Annotated in this window: 23 protein-coding genes; 15 read left to right on the top strand and 8 right to left on the bottom strand. The window is 43.1% G+C overall.

Annotated features, from left to right (window positions below; all coding sequences use genetic code 11):
• The first annotated feature begins 13 nt into the window (after window positions 1-13).
• From dnaG to cccA, 4 genes are all read left to right on the top strand, one after another.
• A complete protein-coding gene (gene dnaG / locus BN1765_RS14500; RefSeq protein WP_050615804.1) occupies window positions 14-1,828 on the top strand; it encodes a DNA primase in 1,815 nt (604 codons plus the stop codon).
• 45 nt (window positions 1,829-1,873) lie between these two features.
• The gene (gene rpoD / locus BN1765_RS14495; protein ID WP_050615803.1) at window positions 1,874-2,998 is read left to right on the top strand and encodes an RNA polymerase sigma factor RpoD; all 1,125 of its coding nucleotides are present in this window, start codon (window positions 1,874-1,876) and stop codon (window positions 2,996-2,998) included.
• A 208-nt stretch (window positions 2,999-3,206) separates the two neighbouring features.
• Window positions 3,207-3,743: a hypothetical protein gene (locus BN1765_RS14490; protein WP_050615802.1), complete on the top strand. Its 537-nt coding sequence runs from the start codon at window positions 3,207-3,209 to the stop codon at window positions 3,741-3,743.
• A 154-nt stretch (window positions 3,744-3,897) separates the two neighbouring features.
• A complete protein-coding gene (gene cccA / locus BN1765_RS14485; protein ID WP_050615801.1) occupies window positions 3,898-4,275 on the top strand; it encodes a cytochrome c550 in 378 nt (125 codons plus the stop codon).
• A gap of 54 nt (window positions 4,276-4,329) precedes the next feature.
• Here the strand turns inward: cccA and fosB are convergent, their stop codons facing one another.
• Window positions 4,330-4,746, bottom strand: a complete 417-nt coding sequence (fosB, locus tag BN1765_RS14480; protein WP_050615800.1) for a metallothiol transferase FosB — start codon at window positions 4,744-4,746, stop codon at window positions 4,330-4,332.
• 154 nt (window positions 4,747-4,900) lie between these two features.
• On the opposite strand from fosB, the gene BN1765_RS14475 reads away from it, so the two are divergent.
• On the top strand, window positions 4,901-5,608 hold the full coding sequence (locus BN1765_RS14475) for a tRNA (adenine(22)-N(1))-methyltransferase (protein ID WP_050615799.1): 708 nt from the start codon (window positions 4,901-4,903) through the stop codon (window positions 5,606-5,608).
• Complete coding sequence (locus tag BN1765_RS14470; protein ID WP_050615798.1) at window positions 5,605-6,723, top strand: Nif3-like dinuclear metal center hexameric protein; 1,119 nt, start codon at window positions 5,605-5,607, stop codon at window positions 6,721-6,723. Before BN1765_RS14475 ends, BN1765_RS14470 begins: the two co-directional genes overlap by 4 nt.
• A 176-nt stretch (window positions 6,724-6,899) precedes the next feature.
• Here BN1765_RS14470 and BN1765_RS14465 read toward each other — a convergent pair whose 3' ends face one another.
• Window positions 6,900-7,859: a 4-hydroxy-3-methylbut-2-enyl diphosphate reductase gene (locus BN1765_RS14465; protein WP_050615797.1), complete on the bottom strand. Its 960-nt coding sequence runs from the start codon at window positions 7,857-7,859 to the stop codon at window positions 6,900-6,902.
• Window positions 7,860-7,972: 113 nt separating this feature from the next.
• Window positions 7,973-8,779 carry a VrrA/YqfQ family protein gene (gene vrrA / locus BN1765_RS14460; protein ID WP_187119453.1) on the bottom strand — a complete coding sequence of 269 codons (807 nt, stop codon included), beginning with the start codon at window positions 8,777-8,779 and terminating at the stop codon, window positions 7,973-7,975.
• A gap of 271 nt (window positions 8,780-9,050) precedes the next feature.
• Here vrrA and BN1765_RS14455 point away from each other — a divergent pair, with 271 nt between their 5' ends.
• Window positions 9,051-10,367 carry a DEAD/DEAH box helicase gene (locus tag BN1765_RS14455; RefSeq protein ID WP_050615795.1) on the top strand — a complete coding sequence of 439 codons (1,317 nt, stop codon included), beginning with the start codon at window positions 9,051-9,053 and terminating at the stop codon, window positions 10,365-10,367.
• Between the two features lie 17 nt (window positions 10,368-10,384).
• Window positions 10,385-11,278, top strand: a complete 894-nt coding sequence (locus BN1765_RS14450; RefSeq protein WP_050615794.1) for a deoxyribonuclease IV — start codon at window positions 10,385-10,387, stop codon at window positions 11,276-11,278.
• A gap of 147 nt (window positions 11,279-11,425) precedes the next feature.
• Here the strand turns inward: BN1765_RS14450 and BN1765_RS14445 are convergent, their stop codons facing one another.
• The gene (locus BN1765_RS14445) at window positions 11,426-11,683 is read right to left on the bottom strand and encodes a DUF2624 family protein (protein WP_050615793.1); all 258 of its coding nucleotides are present in this window, start codon (window positions 11,681-11,683) and stop codon (window positions 11,426-11,428) included.
• A 152-nt stretch (window positions 11,684-11,835) separates the two neighbouring features.
• Here BN1765_RS14445 and BN1765_RS14440 point away from each other — a divergent pair, with 152 nt between their 5' ends.
• Genes BN1765_RS14440 through BN1765_RS14430 form a run of 3 tightly spaced genes read left to right on the top strand, consistent with a single transcriptional unit; the run spans window position 11,836 to window position 13,898 of the window.
• Entirely contained in the window at window positions 11,836-12,585 is a 750-nt protein-coding gene (locus tag BN1765_RS14440) for a metal ABC transporter ATP-binding protein (RefSeq protein WP_390621208.1), read from the top strand.
• A gap of 34 nt (window positions 12,586-12,619) precedes the next feature.
• Complete coding sequence (locus BN1765_RS14435) at window positions 12,620-13,462, top strand: metal ABC transporter permease (protein WP_050615791.1); 843 nt, start codon at window positions 12,620-12,622, stop codon at window positions 13,460-13,462.
• Window positions 13,463-13,487: 25 nt separating this feature from the next.
• Window positions 13,488-13,898, top strand: coding sequence for a zinc uptake transcriptional repressor Zur (locus tag BN1765_RS14430; protein ID WP_050615790.1), 411 nt, complete (start codon window positions 13,488-13,490; stop codon window positions 13,896-13,898).
• A 42-nt stretch (window positions 13,899-13,940) separates the two neighbouring features.
• On the opposite strand, the gene BN1765_RS14425 is transcribed toward BN1765_RS14430, so the two are convergent.
• Window positions 13,941-14,516: a 5' nucleotidase, NT5C type gene (locus BN1765_RS14425; protein ID WP_050615789.1), complete on the bottom strand. Its 576-nt coding sequence runs from the start codon at window positions 14,514-14,516 to the stop codon at window positions 13,941-13,943.
• A gap of 227 nt (window positions 14,517-14,743) precedes the next feature.
• Between BN1765_RS14425 and BN1765_RS14420 the strand changes: the two genes are divergently transcribed.
• Window positions 14,744-15,019 carry a hypothetical protein gene (locus BN1765_RS14420; RefSeq protein ID WP_050615788.1) on the top strand — a complete coding sequence of 92 codons (276 nt, stop codon included), beginning with the start codon at window positions 14,744-14,746 and terminating at the stop codon, window positions 15,017-15,019.
• Window positions 15,020-15,085: 66 nt separating this feature from the next.
• On the opposite strand, the gene ispG is transcribed toward BN1765_RS14420, so the two are convergent.
• The 3 genes from ispG to BN1765_RS14405 all read right to left on the bottom strand — a co-directional run bounded on the left by ispG (window position 15,086) and on the right by BN1765_RS14405 (window position 17,909).
• On the bottom strand, window positions 15,086-16,210 hold the full coding sequence (gene ispG, locus BN1765_RS14415) for a flavodoxin-dependent (E)-4-hydroxy-3-methylbut-2-enyl-diphosphate synthase (protein WP_050615787.1): 1,125 nt from the start codon (window positions 16,208-16,210) through the stop codon (window positions 15,086-15,088).
• Between the two features lie 173 nt (window positions 16,211-16,383).
• Window positions 16,384-16,692 carry a LysM peptidoglycan-binding domain-containing protein gene (locus BN1765_RS14410; protein WP_050615786.1) on the bottom strand — a complete coding sequence of 103 codons (309 nt, stop codon included), beginning with the start codon at window positions 16,690-16,692 and terminating at the stop codon, window positions 16,384-16,386.
• A gap of 428 nt (window positions 16,693-17,120) precedes the next feature.
• The gene (locus BN1765_RS14405; protein WP_069203094.1) at window positions 17,121-17,909 is read right to left on the bottom strand and encodes a DUF1189 domain-containing protein; all 789 of its coding nucleotides are present in this window, start codon (window positions 17,907-17,909) and stop codon (window positions 17,121-17,123) included.
• Between the two features lie 262 nt (window positions 17,910-18,171).
• On the opposite strand from BN1765_RS14405, the gene BN1765_RS14400 reads away from it, so the two are divergent.
• The 3 genes from BN1765_RS14400 to BN1765_RS14390 all read left to right on the top strand — a co-directional run bounded on the left by BN1765_RS14400 (window position 18,172) and on the right by BN1765_RS14390 (window position 21,205).
• A complete protein-coding gene (locus tag BN1765_RS14400) occupies window positions 18,172-19,815 on the top strand; it encodes a Na/Pi cotransporter family protein (protein ID WP_187119452.1) in 1,644 nt (547 codons plus the stop codon).
• 141 nt (window positions 19,816-19,956) lie between these two features.
• A complete protein-coding gene (locus BN1765_RS14395) occupies window positions 19,957-20,439 on the top strand; it encodes a DUF456 domain-containing protein (RefSeq protein ID WP_050616793.1) in 483 nt (160 codons plus the stop codon).
• A 157-nt stretch (window positions 20,440-20,596) separates the two neighbouring features.
• The gene (locus tag BN1765_RS14390) at window positions 20,597-21,205 is read left to right on the top strand and encodes a superoxide dismutase (RefSeq protein ID WP_050615784.1); all 609 of its coding nucleotides are present in this window, start codon (window positions 20,597-20,599) and stop codon (window positions 21,203-21,205) included.
• Window positions 21,206-21,224: the final 19 nt, after the last annotated feature.

Raw genomic sequence — 21,224 nt, 5'->3', positions numbered from 1 at the left:
AAGGTGTAGTCAGATGTCAAATACCAGATTATCCGAAGAACAATTGAATAGTATCAGAAGTTCTGTAGATATCGTTGATGTCATCAGCGATTACGTACAGCTTAAGAAGCAGGGCCGCAATTATTTCGGACTTTGCCCTTTTCATGGTGAGAACACGCCTTCTTTTTCCGTGTCAGCTGATAAGCAGATTTTCCATTGCTTTGGCTGTGGGGCGGGAGGAAATGTTTTTACCTTTTTAATGGATATAGAAGGATATTCTTTTTTGGAGGCGGCCAAAGACCTTGCTGAGCGCGGCAATATCGCTTTGGACATTCAAAGCCCGGACACAGCCAGTCAAAGCCCGCAGCAGAGCGCTTCCAAAAAAATGATTGAAGCACATGAGTTATTAACTAAATTCTACCATCATTTGCTTGCAAATACAAAAGAAGGTGAGCCGGCTTTACACTATTTGCAGGAAAGAGGCTTTTCGAAAGAGTCCATTGAAAAGTTCTCCATCGGCTATTCCTTAAATTCCTGGGACTTTGTCCAGACGTTCCTGGGGAAAAGAGGTTTCGATGACGATATTCTCGATCAGTCAGGGATTATCGTTAGCCGGGATGATGGCAAAAGATTTGACCGTTTCCGCAACAGGGTGATGTTTCCGATAAAGGACCATCACGGGGACGTTGTTGCGTTTTCCGGAAGGGCTTTGGGAAATGACGAGCCTAAGTACTTAAACAGCCCGGAAACAGCTATCTTCAATAAAAGCAAGTTGCTGTTTAACTTCCATCAGGCAAGGGCGGCCATACGGAAGAAGCAACAGGCTGTATTATTCGAGGGGTTTGCCGATGTCATCTCATCTGCAGAAGCGGGGGTCGACAACGGAGTGGCTACTATGGGGACTTCCCTTACAGAGGAACATCTAAGCATCCTGAAGAGGAACTGTGAGGAAGTGCTGATATGCTATGACTCCGACAATGCAGGTTTTGAAGCTGCCAACAGGGCGGCTGAAATGATTGTGAAAAGTGGCCTCACTGTGAAAGTAGCGATTATGCCTGACGGCTTGGACCCTGATGAATATATCAAAAAATATGGGGCCAATAGTTTTATGCATGATGTGATTGGCGACAGCCATACTTATTTGTCCTTTAAGATGAAATACCTGCGCAAAGGCCGAAACATGAAGAATGAAGGCGACAGGATTTCATATATCGAGGAAGTCCTTAAAGAAATCGCCAAATTGCCCAATGCTGTTGAAAGAGAGCATTATTTGCGCCAAATTTCTTCTGAGTTTTCTTTATCGATGGACGCTCTCACCGAGCAGCAGAAGACCATTTTCCGGTCCGAGAAGAAAAGAGGAAATTTGCCGCAGACAAATCATCGCAATCAAGTGAGCGGCTTGGCCTTGCAGTATACGCAGCAAAAACTGCACCCAGCCCATATTAATGCGGAGTTGAAATTATTGGCCCATATGATGCAGGATAAGGAAACTGCCTATAAAATCCGTTCATTGATGGATGGAAATCCGTTCCACATAGATGAACATCAGGCCATTGTCACGTACCTTTTCGGTTTTTACGAAGAAAATGAAGAGTCGGATATCTCTCTTTTCCTTTCTTATATTCCCGACAAGCAGTTGCGTAAAGTTGTTTCCCAAATCCAAATGATGTCTGTATCTTCCGAACCATCTGACCAGGAATTAAAAGATTATGTTGGAGCCGTGTTGAAACAGCAAAAAATGTTAAAGATAAAAGAAAAACAAGACAATCAGGCCGAAGCAATCCGAATGGGCGACCATATCCTTGCTGCCAAGATTGGATTAGAAATTATACAAATGAAATCCCAATAAACAATACATCTAAAGCGGTTTGAAAGTTTGGAAGGAGGGGAACATATGGCTGATAAATCAGCTCGTTCCAAAGAGGTAGAAAATGAATTAACACTTGATCAGGTAAAAGAGAAACTGCTTGAAGCAGGGAAAAAACGTGGTGTCCTTACGTATGAGCAAGTAAGTGATAAATTATCGACATTCGAATTAGACTCCGATGCTATGGATGAATTCTTCGATTTCCTCGGCGACCAAGGCGTTGAAGTATTAGCTGAAGAAGACAGCGACAATGACCCGAACGTCAAACAATTGGCCAAAGAGGAAGAGTTCGATTTGAACGACTTGAGTGTTCCTCCTGGTGTTAAGATAAATGACCCTGTCCGTATGTATTTGAAAGAAATCGGACGAGTAGACCTTCTTTCAGGCGAAGAGGAAATTGCTCTTGCTGAGCGTATCGAAGAAGGCGATGAAGAAGCGAAACGTCGTCTTGCCGAAGCGAACTTACGCCTTGTTGTTTCCATTGCCAAGCGTTATGTCGGCCGGGGCATGCTGTTCCTTGATTTGATCCAGGAAGGGAATATGGGCCTTATCAAAGCGGTTGAGAAATTTGATTACCGCAAAGGTTTCAAATTCAGTACGTATGCAACATGGTGGATACGCCAAGCGATCACCCGTGCAATCGCTGATCAGGCGAGAACGATTCGTATCCCTGTGCACATGGTTGAAACCATCAATAAATTGATCCGTGTACAGCGCCAGCTTCTTCAAGATCTAGGACGTGAGCCTTCTCCAGAAGAAATCGCTGAGGACATGGATCTAACGCCAGAAAAAGTCCGTGAAATCCTAAAAATTGCACAGGAACCTGTCTCCTTAGAAACGCCAATTGGTGAAGAAGATGATTCTCACTTAGGCGATTTCATTGAAGACCAGGATGCTACATCTCCTTCCGAGCATGCAGCCTATGAGCTACTGAAAGAACAGTTGGAAGACGTTCTTGATACGCTGACTGACCGGGAAGAAAATGTGCTTCGCTTGCGTTTTGGCCTTGATGACGGCAGAACGCGCACTCTCGAAGAAGTGGGTAAAGTATTTGGCGTTACACGTGAACGTATCCGCCAAATAGAAGCGAAAGCCTTGCGTAAATTAAGACATCCAAGCAGAAGCAAACGCCTGAAGGATTTCCTTGAATAAAAGAAGCAACAAAGGTCCAAGCCTGTTTTTCAGTGCATGGGCCTTTTTTTTACCCCATTCACCCTAGCATTAAGATCTCCGCTTCAATACTGGAGCCAAGGGACGGAAGTTAGTCCACATTGCCTATTTACATCCCGCTCTCTTGAAAAATGGTCTGCTGCACCCGATATATGTAGAAAGACCCTATGGTGAGGATGTGCCCGGCCAGATGAATGAAACGAGAAAGAAAATCATACTGAATGAATTGAAATATTGGAAAAAAACAAAGATGCTTCCTGAGAAATACTGTGATTATTTAATAGCGCTTTATTCGGAAGGGGACGGCCAGGAAAAGAAACACCAGCTGCCCCAACCGGCAACGCTGCTGTTTGCCTTTATTGGGTTAATCTTTGTTGCAGTTGTAATTGTAAATTATTTTACAGAATTAGGAGGAACTTTGCAAATAGCCTTTTACCTATTTTGTATGTTGCTCTTGATAGGAATTATTTTTTTCAATCAAAACAACGGCAATTTAAGGACAGCCACCTTGTTGGCTTTAGCGTTTATCCTGGTTCTCGCAACTGTTTCAATGTGGAAGAAGCTTGCTCCCGGCAATCCGTTCATATTGTATCTTGGTTTGATTGTTAATTGCCTTTTATGGCTCTTTGCCGGGGTAAAGATGCGTAAGCTTTACTTCACTTTGGCCGGTTCATTTGGCATTCTTGTGGTTTTTTTCTATATATGTTCCTTCATTGGCATTGTTTAAATTCCCGGGTGTATTTTTGTATATTTGTCTAAATTCCGAAAATATTGAATAACTTTAGGGTTTAGGCTTTTACTAATTTCCATTTTAAAGTAAAATAGGTGTTGTTTGGTATTATCGTGAATCGTTATCGACGTACATAAGGGGAGGTAAAAGTATGAATCGCAGTCCAATTATTCCTTTTGTAATGATTATGGTTGCCGGGATTGTTTTGATTTTTGCTCTTTCATTCAAAGGGTTGGGCGACGCAAAGGATGTCGCTGAAGGGAAAGACGGCAAAAGTGGAGAAAAGACAGAAACGACCGCAAAAGCATCGCCTGAGGAATTTTACAAGGAAACATGCATATCTTGCCATGGGGACCAGTATCAAGGTGTAGTAGGGCCCGCATTGAAGGGCATTGGAAAAAATATGTCTAAAGATGAAATCAAGGATGTACTGAAAAACGGTAAAAAAGGGCCTAAAGGAGAAATGCCGGGCGGATTGGTTCCAGATGACAAACTGGATGAAATGACAACTTGGCTTTCTAAATTATAAGGCATGAAAAGGAGGCGGCTGATCATCGATCAGTCGCCTGTTTCGTACAGCCAATCAATCAAAAAAAAGCATGTTTGCTTGTTGGCTTTTATAATAGCTGATCCGATCAGTAAGGGTGCCGGTATGGAATTCAAATAAGTGACCATCCGGATCCCTGAAATAAATGCTGTCTTTTTCGAGCAAATGGCGCTTTCTGCCCTTTTCTATCACAGCGCCGTTCCGTTTCAGCTTTTCAGTGAATTCATCCAACTGGTCCTCGCAAATAGTGAAAGCAATATGCGTATATGTATTGGAGAAAGTTCTGTCCGGGAGATTTTCTTCGTTCAATGCCAGCCATAGGCCGTCTAAATCAAAGTAAGCCATTCTCGGGCCATGGACGATGAGTTTTGCCCCAAAGACATCCTGATAGAAGGCTATGCTTCTATTCAAGTCAGAAACTGAAACTGTAATATGGTTTATTTTATTTTCCATGTTTTAACTCCTTTTTCTTTTACAGTACGATAAGAGGCAAGATTGGTCAAAGCCTAGATTACAGGAGAAAAGGGGGTTTCAGCCAAACGTATTGCATAATGCCTGAATTCTTCTTTATACTGTAATAGTAAAGAATATGGAATAGGTGGTTTATATGAATAGCGAACATTTATCAAAACGATTACATACAGTAGTATCTTTTATACCAAAAGGCAGTGTTGTGGCCGATATCGGATCAGACCATGCTTATTTACCTTGTTATGCGGTGAATAAAGGAATTGCCAAAAGCGCAATAGCGGGCGAAGTGAGCGATGGCCCCTTCACGTCTGCGCAAAAACAGGTGAAATCTGAAGGGCTAGAAAAGGCGATTTCTGTGCGTAAGGGCGATGGCTTGGAAGTTCTTGCTTACCCTGGAGAGGCAACCTGCATTACAATTGCCGGTATGGGCGGCACGCTGATTTCCTCCATCCTTGAAAAGGGGAAGGCGAAACTGGAGGGAGTGGAAACGCTGGTTCTTCAGCCGAATATACAAGCCAATAATATCCGCGAATGGCTGTTGCAGAATGAATGGCAACTGACCCAGGAAGAGATATTGGAGGAAGACGGCAAAATTTATGAAGTCCTTGTAGCCAAACGGGGCAATCCTGAAGAGCCATACAGTGCAGCCCGTGAAATGGACATTCTGTTTGGCCCCTTCCTAATGAAGCAGCGTAACGATGTATTCCGGAAGAAATGGACCCATGAACGAAAGCATTGGCTGCAAATTATTGAACAATTGAATAAGAGCGGCAATCAAGAATCACTGCAGAAAAAGGAGCAGCTTGAACGATATATTCAATATGCAGAGGAGGTCCTACGATGAAAATACCTAACGGTTTTGAAGTCATTAGCGCATTTGAACAATTTTCCCCGAAAAAGTTGGCGATGGAAGGCGACAAAATCGGCCTGCAAATCGGCACGCTCAATAAACCGGTGTCGAAAGTAATGCTCGCCCTGGATGTATTGGAAGAAGTAGTCGATGAAGCAATCGAAACGAAAGTGGATCTGATCATTGCCCATCATCCGCTGATTTTCCGTCCTTTGAAAAAAATTGATACAAGTTCTGCTCCAGGCAGAATTGTGGAGAAATTGATTAAGCATGATATTACGGTTTATGCAGCCCATACCAATCTTGATGTTGCTAAAGGCGGCGTGAACGATTTGATCGCCGAGGCGCTTCAGCTAAAGGATACAGAGGTGCTGGTGGATACCCATCAGGTGGCTTTGAAAAAGCTTGCTGTATATGTTCCGCTTGAAGCGGAAGAAGCGGTACGCGAAGCGTTGGGAAGAGCGGGAGCCGGCGCGATCGGCCAATACAGCCACTGTTCGTTTTCAGCTGCAGGGAAAGGCCGTTTCCTGCCTGAAGATGGCACTGATCCTTATATCGGCTCAACGGGCAAACTGGAAACAGTCGAAGAAGTGCGGATTGAAACAATTTATCCAGAGGATATCGAGAAAAAAGTGCTGGCAGCGATGTTGAAGGCCCATCCATACGAAGAAGTTGCCTACGATCTCTATCCCCTTGACAATCAAGGCGAGGCTCTTGGGCTTGGACGGATCGGGTCGTTGGAAGAGGAAATGACACTCGAAGCATTCGCATATCGGGTAAAAGAAGCATTTGGCCTTCATGGGCTGCGTGTGGTCGGCAATCTAAAGGATAAGGTTAAGAAGGTGGCGGTCCTTGGAGGCGATGGAAATAAATACTTCATGACGGCCAAATTCCGGGGAGCCGATGTTTACGTAACCGGCGATATGTATTATCATACGGCGCACGATGCCATGATGGCCGGCCTGAATATTGTCGATCCCGGCCATAATATTGAAAAGGTTATGAAAGCCGGAGTAACAAAATACTTGAAAGAGTATAGTGAACAAGCCAAATGGGAATTGAATATTTTCCCTTCGGCCATCCATACAGATCCTTTTACGTTTCTGTAAATATAAAAGAGGCAGCTTCTCTCGGAGAAGCTGCCTTTTTAGGATGTGAAGAATGGCTGTCGACGGAAAATGAGGGAGTGATTCGAAAAGTCCGTCCTATATGAAATGTTCAGCTTCTTCTATCTTATCTATACACGAGTTACAAAAGGGCTGCTGGAAGCAACCCTTTTGAATGTTTATCTGCTTTTCGTTTTGCTATTAGGTCTTACCTTAGGCAAAATTTTGCTTAGCGGCGTGGATTTGACGCCTACCCATGTGTCGGGATCGGCAGGGTCGAACGCTTCCAGGTAAGCGATGACTTCCCTGGTGATAGGCGTTGGTGTGGAAGCCCCTGATGTAACAGCGACTGTCTCGATCTCTTTCAGCCAGTCAGGATTGATTTCCGATACGTCCGCGACACGATAGGCTTTAGTGCCGGCGATTTCTTCGGAAACCTGAGCCAAGCGATTGCTGTTGTTGCTTCGAGGGTCGCCTACTACAATTAATAGGTCTGCTTCGCCTGCCTGTTGGGCAACCGCTTCTTGCCTTGTTTGTGTGGCATTGCATATTTCTTTATGGATTTCTGTCTGAGGATATTTTTCATGGACGAATTCCATCAATTCCTGGACATCCCACTGGCTCATTGTTGTTTGGTTGGTTACAATGATTTTTTCGGACTGGATATTCAAGGCTTCAACATCTTCCCGGTTTTCGACCAAATGGACGATGTCGGGTGCTACGCCGACGGCTCCTTCTGGTTCGGGATGGCCTTTTTTTCCAATATAGATAATTTCATAGCCTTCTTTTTGCTTTTCCCGAATCAGATTATGCGTGGCTGTCACGTCAGGACATGTAGCATCTATTGCAACTAATCCTTTTTCTTCGGCAAGCTTTCTTACTTCGGGGGATACGCCGTGCGCTGTAAAAATAACGGTTCCTTTATCCACTTGATTGATAATATCAGATCTATTTCGTCCGTCCAATGTGATAATGCCGTCTTCTTCAAATGCATCGGTCACATGGCTGTTATGGACCAACATCCCGAGAATATAGATTGGACGCGGCAATGTTTTATCTAAAGCGGCATTGCGCGCGATGACCATAGCATCGACAACTCCATAGCAATAGCCGCGTGGCGATATCTTAATGACTTTCATAGGATCCTCCTTCGTGTGGGTACAACTCAAAACTATATATTTCATTATATAGAAGGATTAAAAACTTTACAAAGAAGTTACTGCATATAAGAAGGATGTGGCTTATTTATGATTTATTGTTGCGGGTAGAAGAGCTTTGGCCGCGATTCCCCCGGTATTTGCCCCTTAAAGTGGTTGGCAGCTTCCTTCTTTTTTTGGATATTTGGCTGAATATGCACCGCTTTTGGCGGTTTTGCCGCCTTCGGATGCGCTTCTGCTGGTGCTGCCTGTGATTCCTGCTTTACTTTTTCTGCCGGAGGGGTGGTGGTTGCCTCTTTCTCTGTGTCTTGAGTGGTTTCTTCCGGGTCAGTATTTTTCAGCCCCCGGAAAAGCTTCCACATGGAAGGGATATTTTTAACAAGCGGACCGTATTGTTGGACCAAAGGGGCAAAGGAATCGGCTGCCTGAAGCACCCGTTGTGTATTATTCAGCATATTCGTTAAGTTGCCGGGATCCATAATGCTTTGAAGAAAACCACCGCTGCTTGCAGCTGCTGTCCCTTGGGCTGCAGCTGCTGCACCTGCACCTCTGCTGCTATTGGAAGGAAGAGAGAACATCGATGGAGCAGGGGCTTGTTGTTTATTCGGTTTTTTCAGTATTTTAGAAAGCAATCCTTTTTTCTCCGGTTGGGGATTTCCCTGGCGCTGCATATACCCGTTAGGAGGATGCTGCATCGGCCTCTGCGACTGCCTTCGGCTCATAAAGGATTTCTTTGGCTGCCCCTGTGGCTGTTGTTGTCTGCTTGGGAACATTTGTCTGGTCTGCTGTGGAAAGCTTGGAAGACCGCCTCTAGGCCCTGGCTGTTGTGGGGGGCGGCCACGATATGGAGGAGCCTGATTCGGCATGCCTCTGCCCGCATTGAAATCCATCCGTCCATTCATCTGCTGCACCTCCTTCCTTCGGGTTAATTCTTTGCTGAATTTGAGTCCTTTTGCTGCTTGTATCGGCTTGTATTGGCTTACGCCCATAGAAACATCATTCTTATTCATAAGGTATGCAGAATAGTAAAAAGAGTCCATATTTCCTGAAGGTGCAATTAAAAGAATTTTCATAATGTGGATGGAATTGTTGAGTTAATGCAATAAAGAGGGTAAGATAAGACAAGCAGTAATAGTTGAAAAATGCAGAAAAACTAAGGAGTTAGTAACTAATATGGCAAACCAATTCGAAAGATTTTCCTTTCATCCATATATTTTAAAAGCGATTGAAGAGAGAGGGTTCACCAAACCGACAGACATCCAGGAACGCGTCATCAACGCAACACTAAAGGGGACGAGTATCATCGGACAATCCCAGACAGGTACCGGCAAAACGCATGCCTACTTGCTGCCGATCATGAATCGCCTTGAGAGCTCACGCGGAGAAGTGCAAGCAGTCATCACCGCTCCGACGCGAGAACTGGCCAACCAAATCTATCAGGAAGCACTGAAGATTGCCGAACACTTCCCTGAAGACGGAAAGATTACTGTGCGATGCTTTATTGGCGGTACGGATAAACAGCGAATGATCGATAAGCTTAAGCAGCAGCCTCAGCTCGTCATCGGCACACCAGGACGCATCAAGGATTTAATGAATGCCAATGCGCTTCAAGTTTATACGGCCAATACTCTTGTAGTGGATGAAGCTGATTTGATGCTTGACATGGGATTCATTGAAGATGTCGACTACATTGCAGCCCGCATGTCAGATAAATTGCAGATGCTTGTTTTCTCAGCTACCATTCCTGAGAAGTTGAAGCCATTTTTGCAAAAATACATGGAAAACCCGAAATATGTTCAGGTTGACCCCAAACAGGTTACCGCCCAAAAGATTGAACATGTGCTGGTGCCGCTTCGCCACAGAAATAAAGAAAAGATGCTGTATGATGTCGTTACGTCATTCAATCCATACTTGGCGATCATTTTTACAAATACGAAACAAACAGCCGACCATGTTGCCGATGATCTGACGAAAAAAGGATTGCGTGTCGGCAGATTGCATGGCAACCTATCACCGCGCGAGCGCAGAAAGATGATGAAGCAAATCAATGATTTGGAGTACCAATATGTAGTGGCTACTGATTTGGCTGCGCGTGGCATTGATATCGAAGGCGTAAGCCACGTCATCAACTATGAACTTCCTTCCGATTTAGATTTTTATGTCCACAGAGCAGGACGGACAGCAAGAGCCGGTTATTCGGGCATTGCAGCAACCATTTATGAGCTTTCTGATGAAGATGCTTTAAACAGGCTTGAGAAAATGGGCGTTACTTTCATCAACAGAGATCTTGTAAACGGCGAATGGGTGGAAATCGATGCCCGCAATAAGCGCCAAATCCGTAAAAAGAAAAAAGAAGAACTTGATGTGAAAGCGCAGGCGATCATCAAGAAACCAAGCAAGGTTAAACCTGGCTATAAAAAGAGAAAACAAGCCGAATTGGCTAAACATAAAAAACGCCAACGCCGGATCGAGGCGCGCAACAAAAAATAACATAGGGAGGGCATATAATGGTGAAAATCGGTTCTCATGTCTCTATGAGTGGAAAGAAAATGCTTCTTGCTTCTAGTGAAGAAGCAGCTTCCTATGGAGCGAATACCTTTATGATCTATACAGGCGCCCCGCAAAATACACGCCGTAAACCAATTGAAGAGCTGAATATCGAAGCTGGACTGCGCCACATGCAGGAAAACGGCATCTCTGATATCATCGTGCACGCGCCATATATTATCAATATCGGCAATACAATCAAGCCGGAAACCTTTCAGTTGGGAGTGGATTTTCTCCGTTCCGAAATTGAACGCACAGAAGCCTTGGGAGCAAAACAGATTGTTCTTCACCCCGGTGCCCATGTTGGCGCAGGGGCAGAAGCAGGGATCAAAAAAATCATTGAAGGTTTGAATGAAGTGCTAACAGGCGATGAGCAGCTTCAGATTGCTTTGGAAACGATGGCGGGAAAAGGGACCGAGTGCGGCCGGAGTTTTGAAGAGCTGGCAATGATTTTCGATGGAGTCACCCATAATGACAAGCTTTCCGTATGCTTTGATACTTGCCATACGAATGATGCCGGCTATCGTGTAGCGGAAGACTTTGATGGCGTGCTGAATGAGTTTGATAAGATACTGGGCGTTGACAAGTTGAAAGTGCTTCATATCAATGACAGTAAAAACGAAAGAGGGGCACGCAAAGACCGCCATGAGAATATCGGTTTTGGTTCCATCGGGTTTTCTGCGCTCCATAAAATCGTCCATCACCCACAATTGGCAGATGTACCGAAAATATTGGAAACGCCATATGTGGGAACGGATAAAAACAATAAAAAAGCACCATATAAACATGAAATTGACATGTTGAGAAATGGCGCTTTCCGTGAGGATTTAAAAGAGATCATCATGAATGGCTAATAGCTTACGAAAGGACAGGCTTTCCGTTTGAGGAAGGCTCTGTCCTTTTTTGGTGCGCCTGCTGGGGGGCAATCTTAAGAGGTAAAAGTCTGCACTTCAAGGCAGTAGTCTGGATCCTCTTAAGACAACGGTCTCTGTGTTGTGGCTTTATCGGCCAGTAAAAGAGAGGAACAGCTGTTCAATCTGTTCCGCCCGGTCTCTCCCTACAACCTCCGCAATCTGTTGGACGACCATTCGGCGCTGGCCGACATTGAAAAGATTATAGTTCTTTCCGCGCAGCAGCCGGCAAACCTGGTCAGCTTCTTCAGGCGTAAGAGTAACCCGATATTGATGGGCCAGGCTTAACAATTCATCTCTTTGAATTCCATTCAACTTCATGTTAATAATACTTTCAATTATTTTCACAACATCCCTCCTCGTACTTAACATATGAGAAGAATGGTTGATCGTGAACCGTAAATTGGTTGTTTGATGAAGAGCCTATTCCTTTTCTTTACTTCTAGCGGCAAAAAGAGTATACTACAAAAAGTAAATCGGAATGATTCTTAAATTAGGTGATAAATGTGAGTGATTTATTAATAAATATCCAAGATGTTTCTTATCGTTATGACAAGGAAACAGTGCTCGAAAATATCAATATCCAGATTACAAGAGGTTCGTTTCTTGCCATCGTGGGTCCCAATGGATCTGGTAAATCTACCCTGCTCAAGCTGATGCTTGGACTCCTTAAGATTCAAAAAGGGAAAATTGATCTGTTCGGAAAGCCGATTCAGCAATTTAAAGATTGGGAAAGAATCGGTTATGTCTCCCAAAAAGCCAACAGTTTCAACACCGGTTTTCCAGCCACAGTCTTTGAAGTAGTCATGAGCGGGTTAACCAAAAAAATCGGGCTATTTCATTTTGCACAAAAGAAACACAGGGAAAAAGCAATGGAAGCCTTGCGCTCGGTTGGAATGGAGCGGTTCGCCAACCGCAATATAGGTGAGTTATCAGGTGGCCAGCAGCAGCGTGTATTTATTGCCCGGGCAGTGGCCAGCGATCCGGAACTGTTAATTCTAGATGAGCCGACTGTTGGTGTCGATGCCAAAAACGAGAAATTGTTTTATGACATGATTGAGACGCTTAATAAACAGCACGGCATTACAATGGTGCTTGTTACACATGACCTAGAGGCGGTAAGCGATAAAGTCACACAGGTTGCCTGTCTGAATAAGCACCTTCATTTCCATGGAAACACGCATGAATACCAAAACCTTTCCGATGTGGAGCTATCTTGTTTTTATGGCAATGAAAAATTAAAATTTTAATCTTAATTGAGAGTGGATACTCGGGAGGTTTCCCATGATTACTAGTATGTTTCAATATGAATTTTTGCAGAATGCCTTTTTGACCGGCATTATCATAGGGGCACTCGCTCCATTGCTAGGCGTTTTTGTCGTGGTGAGGAGGCAATCATTGATTGCGGATGCATTAAGCCATGTGACGCTGGCGGGAATTGCCTTCAGTCTATTTTTGGAGAAAAAATTCTTTAATGCTCTTGGTGGTTTAAATCCATTGTATATGGGCATGACCTTCGCAACTGTGGGTGCGTTGTTCATCGAAAGGCTGCGCGCTGTCTATAAACATTACCAAGATCTTGCCATACCGATTATCATGTCCGGAGGCATCGGTATTACGGTCATTTTTATCTCGCTTGCAGACGGATTCAATACAGATTTGTTCAGTTATTTATTCGGCAGCGTGAGTGCAGTATCAAGAACGGATTTATATATTATTCTTGCAGTAGCTCTGATTGTTCTATTCTGTATTATTTTTCTGTATAAAGAATTATTTTTGCTATCGTTTGATGAGGATCATGCTAAGGCATCGGGACTGCCAGCAAAGCAGATTCATTTCATTTTTATCGTACTGGTCGCATTGGTTATTGCATCCAGTATGAGAATTGTCGGGGTTTTGCTTGTATCAGCGTTAATGACGCTGCCTGTGGCGGCATCCATGCGATTTGCACGCGGCTTCAAAAATATGATCATCTACTCTGTTCTATTTGGAGAGATATCTGTAGTAGGCGGGCTTTTTCTTTCCTTTTATCTCGACCTGGCCCCAGGCGGTACGATTGTGATGATCGCCATTGCCATTCTTTTGGCAGCAATCGGGTTTAAAAAATTAAAATTCCGGACTTCATAATTATTTATACTGGAGTGAATCAAGTATGAAAGTCGATGAAGCATTACATTTATTAAAGGACAGTGGCTATAAGTACACTGGAAAACGGGAAGAAATGCTGCTTCTTTTCGCAAATTGCGATAAATACCTTACGGCAAAAGATGTACTGGAAAGCATGAAAGAAAACCATCCTGGTCTTAGTTTTGACACCATTTACCGTAATCTGTCGTTGTTTGCCGATTTGGGCATTCTGGAAACGACGGAATTATCCGGGGAGAAGCATTTCAGATTCAAATGCAGCACGCATGAGCATCATCATCATTTCATTTGCCTAGATTGTGGGAAGACAAAAGAATTGGATACCTGTCCAATGGTCAGTATGAATGACGATTTGCAGGCGTATGATATTTCCGGCCACAAATTTGAGATTTACGGCCGTTGCCCTGATTGCAAATAAAAACGCTATGGAGAAGTGATCCTGCTTCTTCCATAGCGTTTTTTATTTGCCGGCAGCCCACTGCAAAACCCATTGATTGGCTTCTTGCCAAGAATGCACCCGGATGACTGTATCAGGTAGCTTGCCTTGGTTGTATGGTGTATCCAGAAGCAAGACGGGAATACGGCATTCTTCTGAAATAGCCACTGCATTATCAAATTTATCTTCAAAAAATAAATCGATGCGCAGCTGTTTGACAGCCTTGATTTTATTATGGGATCCAATTAAATCAATCGAGCTGTAAGGAATATGATGTTGCTTGAACCAATTTAATGTAATAGGCAATAAATATTCGTGGCGTGCCGAAATATAATGTAATTCTCCAAGATTGCTCCATTGCTGAAGTGTTTCGCTGGCGCCATTGCAGATTGGCGACTCCTGGTAAATAAGCCCTTCGTTGGTGCTGAACCAATCGGCTAGTTGTTGATCGCTGACCGGGACGAATGGTGTCAGGTCATACTCGGTAATGTCGTCAAGCGATAATTCCAGAGAGAAATCTTTATTTAAGAAAGGAATGATAGAGTCAGGCCGTGTAACAGTGCCGTCTATATCTACTCCAAAGTGTATTTTGGTTTTCAAATCAGCACCTGCTTTTTGTCAGTGTCTATAGCCCATTATAGAGGATCGACCAAAATTCTTCCAGTTATGAAGGCGGAACGGGAGAGGAAAAGATCGGGTATCTATTTAGAGAAATTATACTGAAATAAAGGTTTCTTTTACTTCTATTTAGTCTATATAAATAATAAGCATCCTGTGCATCATACATAGTAGTAAACCAAACTGGTCTCGATGGAAAGTGGGGAAAAATGATGGCAAACCATAGCAAAGCTCCATATAATGCACGTAACGAAGAAATTCATGAAGAAGTGACGAAATACCGTATAGAGGTGCGGCTTCTTGGATATGCAGCTCTCGCTTTCGCTGTTTTAGCATTCTTCCTATGGCCTTATGTTTTAGGAATAATAGCAATCATACTTGGTTTTGTGGCTCAGAGAAAAGGAGAGATTACCCTGGGTGCCTGGTCCATTGGATTGGCGGCTCTGGCAATCGTACTTAAAGTGTTTATCTATCCGATTTTTTAGCTCCCGTAATCGCCCGTTAGAATGCAAAAAAGAGCCTCCTGTCAGAAAAGGAGGCTCTTTCAATTCTTACAATTGTATAGGTGCAGTTTCTTCTTGTTCTTCTGCCGCTTTTTTCGCGAAATATTCTTCTGCTATGGCGTCGATTTCTTTTTTCAATTCTTCCACCATCACATCCTCAGGCACTTTGCGGACAATTTTCCCTTTGCGGAACAATAAGCCTTCTCCGCGGGCACCCGCTATGCCGATATCGGCTTCTCTTGCTTCACCAGGTCCATTGACGGCACAGCCAAGGACAGCAACCTTAATAGGCGCTTTAATGTGTGAAATGTATTCTTCCACTTCATTTGCAATTGAAATCAGATCAATCTCAATACGGCCGCAAGTTGGGCAGGAAATCAGTGTGGCGGCATTAGATAACAATCCGAAAGATTTTAAAAGCTCTCTTGCCACTTTTACTTCTTCAACAGGATCAGCGCTTAAAGAAACACGAAGCGTGTTGCCGATTCCTTTGCTTAGGATGGCTCCGAGGCCGGCGGCACTTTTTACGGTACCTGCAAACAATGTCCCGGATTCCGTAATACCAAGGTGCAATGGATAATCGAAAGCACGCGCTGCTTTGTCATATGCTTCGATGGCAAGGTTGACATCCGATGCCTTCATGCTCACGATAATGTCATGGAAATCAAGGTCTTCCAGAATTTTGATATGATGCAATGCGCTTTCTACCATACCGTCGGCTGTAGGATAACCGTATTTCTCAATGATATGGCGTTCAAGAGAACCGGCATTGACCCCTATTCTGATTGGAATGCCTTTTGCTTTTGCAGCACGGACGACAGCTTCCACTTTTTCACGGCTACCAATATTGCCGGGATTGATACGAATCTTATCTGCTCCGCCTTCAATGGCTTTCAAAGCTAATTTGTAATTGAAATGGATATCCACCACTAAAGGGATGTTGATTTGTTTTTTGATATCTGGAATAGCATTGGCAGCTCTTTCATCCGGGCATGCAACGCGGACAATTTGGCAGCCTGCTTCTTCTAATCGTTTGATTTGGGCTACGGTTGCTTCCACATCGTGTGTCTTCGTAGTCGTCATACTCTGTATGATTACTTGATTGCTGCCGCCGATCGTCAGATTGCCGACTTTGACCGGGCGGGTTTTAGTACGATGTATAAGTTCACTCACGTGTTTTCTCTCCTTTGGAAATGCAATTCTATATAGATTGTTTATTGAATCAATTGTTGTACATAACATTCTTATTGTATCAATCATTGTGAGTTTTTGACAACATTTTGAGCAGCCTGTAGGCCATGGACAAAGTTGCCGGCTTCATATAGACGGTGATGGTTCCTTAATAGTTACATATAAGCCGGAAATTTATACGTCTTACCAATCTGCAATTCCCTTGGAGATACGCCGCTGTTCAATTTTTCAAAATCAGCCATGATTGTTTCAATCGGTTTATTGAGGGTTCCTTCTTGGTCTTCCATGATGCTCAACAGGGTGTCGCCGGGCTGCACTTCCACTTCAATATAAGGGATAGATGCCATCGTTTCCTTTGTCTCCACGGAGGATGGCGATTTTCTGGGAAGCGTTCCTTTTGTCAAGTCTATGTAGGAACTATAAATAAACAAAAGCGCTAATCCTAGGAAAACCAATCTTTTCATTATGAAAGCCTCCCTGCTTGGCTTTATATCTTTATCTTATGAAACCGATTTAAAGAGTATGCCGAAAATTGGGCATTTTTTTGTGATGGCTTACGTTTATATTGGATGTGTGTATTTTCGTAAGGGGGATAAGTCTGTTGTTTTACAATTTGTCTAGTAGCGATCAAAGATAAGTTCGATATCAGAGGGCGCTATCCCTGCTTAAACGGGAAATGAATAAGGCAACTATTCAAACAGGCATTCTTTGGAGCATTGTAGCCTGTCTGGATTGTAGTATAGAGGTTTTTATGCAAAGGATTTTAATTTTTTAAGTGAATGCCAAAAATTCTCATTTCTGCGGCCAGGACCGATCTCTTTATCATAGGGGGAGTTTATTGAAATAGGAAAGAGCAAAGAAGCCGGTGCAGTTTAATGCACCGGCTTCTTTATTATGTAGCTGATTGTTGTTTTTTCTTAGGGCGGGGAATTTCCTTAATGACTAAATATACCATTGTAAGTGTGACAGCCCAACTGACGAACATACCGCCTATGACGTTTGTGCGCAGGAATGCCATAATGGTAAAGAATAAAGTCGGCAACGTGGTGCAGTAAGCTGTAATTCGCCAAAAATGCCTGTATTCCAGCTTCGGATTATAGGTACTGGCCATTAATTTGCCGAAATAGGCGATGATTGAAATCTCTATGAATTTGATTCCTGCAGCGAAGACATAGCTGATCAATCCAAATAGGGCTAAAATGATAATGAAAAAACCGCCCATCGAATCGAGGAAGCCTGCAATTTGCTTCTGGTCAATTGAAAATCCTTCAAAGAGTGTGTAAGGTTGGGTCTGCATATGGCCGTCCGAAACAATGACCATTTCTGAATCCAGTAAAGCAAAGGCGTTGGCCGATTGTGCCTCAACCATCCTGGCGGTCATTTTGCCGCTTCCATCAAAAAACACTTTAAAATGTTCACTTTCATGAATAATCGTCTTCCTATTATCCGTGACGAGTTTGCCATCTTTGATTTCAAAATAAGGCAGTTGGTGATCAATTACATCTTTAAAGGTATGGACTCCCTCGTTAACCATGGAGGCGGAGTAAATAAAGGAAGGGATGCAGGAAAGAAGCACCAACAAAAATACATATAGGATGGTTTTTCCAATCCCCTGAAAACGGAAGCGTGAAATCTCTTTTGGGGAATAAAGGCTTACCCAAAACTGTTTAAATATGTTCATTATGTCAGCACCTTGTATATAAGTATTCTTTTCCATTATTTTAGCTTTCTTATTTACTTAATTCAATTGTTTTAACAGAGGCTATACAGTAGTTTCTTCCTTTTTGTAATCTTTTCGTAATATAAAAACAGTAAAAAAGACCTTATGTAAAGCTATTGTAAAATTAATTCCCAATTACTTTACATAAAATATGGTTTTTTACATAATAAAAAAGTCTGGGTTTGTTGAATTATGTCGAATTTTTTGAGGGGTTGAACAGTAAGTGGAATTAAACGTACAAGAGATGTTATTTCAATTTCTAGGAGGGTTAGGGATCTTCCTATTCGGAATTAAGTATATGGGTGATGGCTTGCAAAAATCAGCAGGCGACCGGTTAAGGGATATCCTTGACCGTTTCACGACCAATCCCTTTATGGGTGTATTAACAGGGATTGTAGTAACCTGTCTGATCCAAAGTAGTTCCGGTACAACGGTCATTACCGTTGGTCTTGTCAGCGCCGGATTTTTGACGTTGAGACAAGCAATTGGAATTATTATGGGTGCCAACATAGGTACAACCGTTACGGCATTCATCATCGGTATCAAGATCTCCGATTACGCATTGCCGATCATTGCTCTGGGTGCAATACTTCTATTCTTTTTCAAAAACCGTAAAATCCATAATCTTGGGCAAATCGTCTTTGGTTTCGGTACATTATTTTTCGGGCTTGAGTTAATGGGTGACGGTATGAAGCCATTGCGTACACTGGAGGCTTTCCATGACCTGACTGTGAGCATGAGCGATAATCCGGTTTTGGGCGTAGTGATTGGGACCGTTTTTACTCTGATTGTCCAGAGCTCTAGTGCAACAATTGGAATTCTGCAGGAATTGTACTCGCAAGGCTTGATTGATATACAAGCTGCGCTTCCTGTGTTGTTCGGCGATAACATCGGAACAACAATTACAGCTGTCCTTGCGGCGATCGGCGCCTCTGTTGCAGCCAAGAGAGCGGCAGCTACACATGTATTATTCAATTTAATTGGGGCAGCTATTTTCATATTAATTCTCCCATTGTATACAAATCTGATTGAAGCCATCCAATCCGGCCTGGGACTGAACCCGGCCATGACCATAGCGTTCGCGCATGGCATTTTCAACATATCTAATACAGTGATCCAATTTCCGTTCATAGGGGCACTGGCCTTTATTGTTACGAAAATGATCCCTGGGGATGATGTGCTTATCGAATATAAAACAAAGCACCTTGATCCCATCTTTATCGAACAATCCCCAGCCATCGCCATCGGCTCGGCACAGGAAGAAGTCATCCGCATGGGGAAAATTGCGATCAAAGGATTGGAAGAGACGCAGGCATTTTTAATAACTAAAAATCAAAAGCATGCAGAGATGGCTAATCAAATTGAGGATGCCATTAATAATCTGGATGGGAAAATTACAGCTTATCTTGTTGCGGTCACTTCATCTCCTTTGTCGCCGCATGAATCAGAACGCCATGCTGTCCTTGTTGATACGGTCCGGGATATTGAGCGGATCGGGGATCATTTTGAAAATATCCTTGAGCAGATAAATGCGCAGATCAACGGTAAAGTCGTGATGACTGAGGAAGCAATGGATGATCTGAAAACGATGTTCACTTTGACAATAAAAACGGTCGAAGAAGCAATCGATGCATTAGACCATCATAACAAGGAGCTAGCGATTGATGTCCTGAAGAAGGAAAGAAGCATCGATGGATTGGAAAAATCGCTGCGGAAAAAATCAATCAGCAGACTTAGCGAGGGCGCATGCAGTGTCAAAGGCGGCATTATTTTTGTGGACATCATATCTAACCTAGAGCGGATCGGCGACCATGCAGTCAACATCGCTGAAACTGTGTTAGGCGACAGCAAATATAAATACAGATAATGAATATTTAGAGAAAAGAATCCTCCTGGCAGCAGGCGGATTCTTTTTTGGGTCGAATTGTATCCAAGTGGATGTTTAGGTTTAGAGGGAAACTGGTATAGAGTATAAAAGAAAATACTTTGGGTAGGAGAAAAGTCAATGTTGGATACGATTTATTGGATTATCATTGCAATAATGCTGCTGATCGGATTTGTAGGATTAGTCTATCCGGTTATTCCGGCGGTATTGTTTATCGCGGGCGGTATAATCCTTTATGGATTTTTGTTTACATTCGAACATTTTAATTCCGTTTTTTGGACGGTGCAGATCCTGTTTGTGATTTTGTTGTTTATAGCCGATTATGCTGCCAATTTATTTAGCGTAAAGAAGTTTGGAGGCAATAAGGCAGGTATTTGGGGAAGTACAATCGGTTTGTTGGTCGGTCCATTTGTGATTCCGTTTGCCGGCATCTTGATTGGCCCTTTTTTGGGGGCATTCCTGGCTGAGCTGATTGTGCACCGCACAGGTTTTAAGGATTCGTTGCGAATCGGCTTTGGCTCAGTGGTTGGTTTCATAACAAGTGTCGCTGCCAAGTTTGTGATTCAGGCCTTTATGGTTGCTTATTTTTTATGGAAGGTACTATAAAATATACTTGATAAAATTTTCAGAAAAAGAAAAGGGTTTAAAAAGCCTAATTATTTGAACGGAAGCTCTGTATTTGTTAATCTAAAGGTATAGGGCATAAACAGTGTGAAAAGCTGTATATGCTACTCTAACGGTTACATATAGGAGGAGATTGTCCATGTCTTTTGAATTACCACAATTGCCATATGCTTATGATGCATTGGAACCACACATTGATAAAGAAACAATGAACATTCACCATACGAAGCACCATAACACATATGTTACAAACCTGAACGCTGCATTAGAAGGCAACGAAGCTCTTCAATCAAAAAGCGTTGAAGAAGTAATCGCTAACCTTGATGCTGTCCCTGAAGAAAAACGGACTGCAGTGCGCAATAACGGCGGCGGACATGCCAACCATTCATTCTTCTGGCAAATTCTTTCTCCAAATGGAGGCGGAGAACCAAAAGGTGAATTGGCTGAAGCAATCAATAAAAAATTCGGCAGCTTCGAAAACTTCAAAGAAGAATTCGGTAAAGCGGCTACAACACGTTTCGGTTCAGGCTGGGCATGGCTTGCTATTAAAGATGGCGAGTTGGAATTGTACAGCACTCCTAACCAAGACTCTCCAATCATGGAAGGCAAAACACCATTGCTTGGATTGGATGTTTGGGAACATGCTTACTACCTAAAATATCAAAACCGTCGTCCTGAATACATCGCTTCTTTCTGGAACGTTGTAAACTGGGATGAAGTTGAAAAACGCTATCAAGCAGCTAAATAAGATGTGCTGAGAAAAAGGC

The organism is Bacillus testis (genome assembly GCF_001243895.1).
In the GTDB taxonomy this organism is placed as follows: Bacteria; Bacillota; Bacilli; order Bacillales; family DSM-1321; genus Bacillus_AD; species Bacillus_AD testis.
The sequence above is the reverse complement of the archived record's forward strand: the minus strand, read 5'-3'. Positions and strand labels throughout refer to the sequence as shown.

Coding starts and splice junctions, on each gene's coding strand:
- dnaG (WP_050615804.1), top strand. CDS start 14: ATGTCAAATACCAGATTATCCGAAGAACAATTGAATAGTATCAGAAGT.
- rpoD (WP_050615803.1), top strand. CDS start 1,874: ATGGCTGATAAATCAGCTCGTTCCAAAGAGGTAGAAAATGAATTAACA.
- BN1765_RS14490 (WP_050615802.1), top strand. CDS start 3,207: ATGAATGAAACGAGAAAGAAAATCATACTGAATGAATTGAAATATTGG.
- cccA (WP_050615801.1), top strand. CDS start 3,898: ATGAATCGCAGTCCAATTATTCCTTTTGTAATGATTATGGTTGCCGGG.
- fosB (WP_050615800.1), bottom strand. CDS start 4,746: ATGGAAAATAAAATAAACCATATTACAGTTTCAGTTTCTGACTTGAAT.
- BN1765_RS14475 (WP_050615799.1), top strand. CDS start 4,901: ATGAATAGCGAACATTTATCAAAACGATTACATACAGTAGTATCTTTT.
- BN1765_RS14470 (WP_050615798.1), top strand. CDS start 5,605: ATGAAAATACCTAACGGTTTTGAAGTCATTAGCGCATTTGAACAATTT.
- BN1765_RS14465 (WP_050615797.1), bottom strand. CDS start 7,859: ATGAAAGTCATTAAGATATCGCCACGCGGCTATTGCTATGGAGTTGTC.
- vrrA (WP_187119453.1), bottom strand. CDS start 8,779: ATGAATGGACGGATGGATTTCAATGCGGGCAGAGGCATGCCGAATCAG.
- BN1765_RS14455 (WP_050615795.1), top strand. CDS start 9,051: ATGGCAAACCAATTCGAAAGATTTTCCTTTCATCCATATATTTTAAAA.
- BN1765_RS14450 (WP_050615794.1), top strand. CDS start 10,385: ATGGTGAAAATCGGTTCTCATGTCTCTATGAGTGGAAAGAAAATGCTT.
- BN1765_RS14435 (WP_050615791.1), top strand. CDS start 12,620: ATGATTACTAGTATGTTTCAATATGAATTTTTGCAGAATGCCTTTTTG.
- BN1765_RS14430 (WP_050615790.1), top strand. CDS start 13,488: ATGAAAGTCGATGAAGCATTACATTTATTAAAGGACAGTGGCTATAAG.
- BN1765_RS14420 (WP_050615788.1), top strand. CDS start 14,744: ATGATGGCAAACCATAGCAAAGCTCCATATAATGCACGTAACGAAGAA.
- BN1765_RS14410 (WP_050615786.1), bottom strand. CDS start 16,692: ATGAAAAGATTGGTTTTCCTAGGATTAGCGCTTTTGTTTATTTATAGT.
- BN1765_RS14405 (WP_069203094.1), bottom strand. CDS start 17,909: ATGAACATATTTAAACAGTTTTGGGTAAGCCTTTATTCCCCAAAAGAG.
- BN1765_RS14390 (WP_050615784.1), top strand. CDS start 20,597: ATGTCTTTTGAATTACCACAATTGCCATATGCTTATGATGCATTGGAA.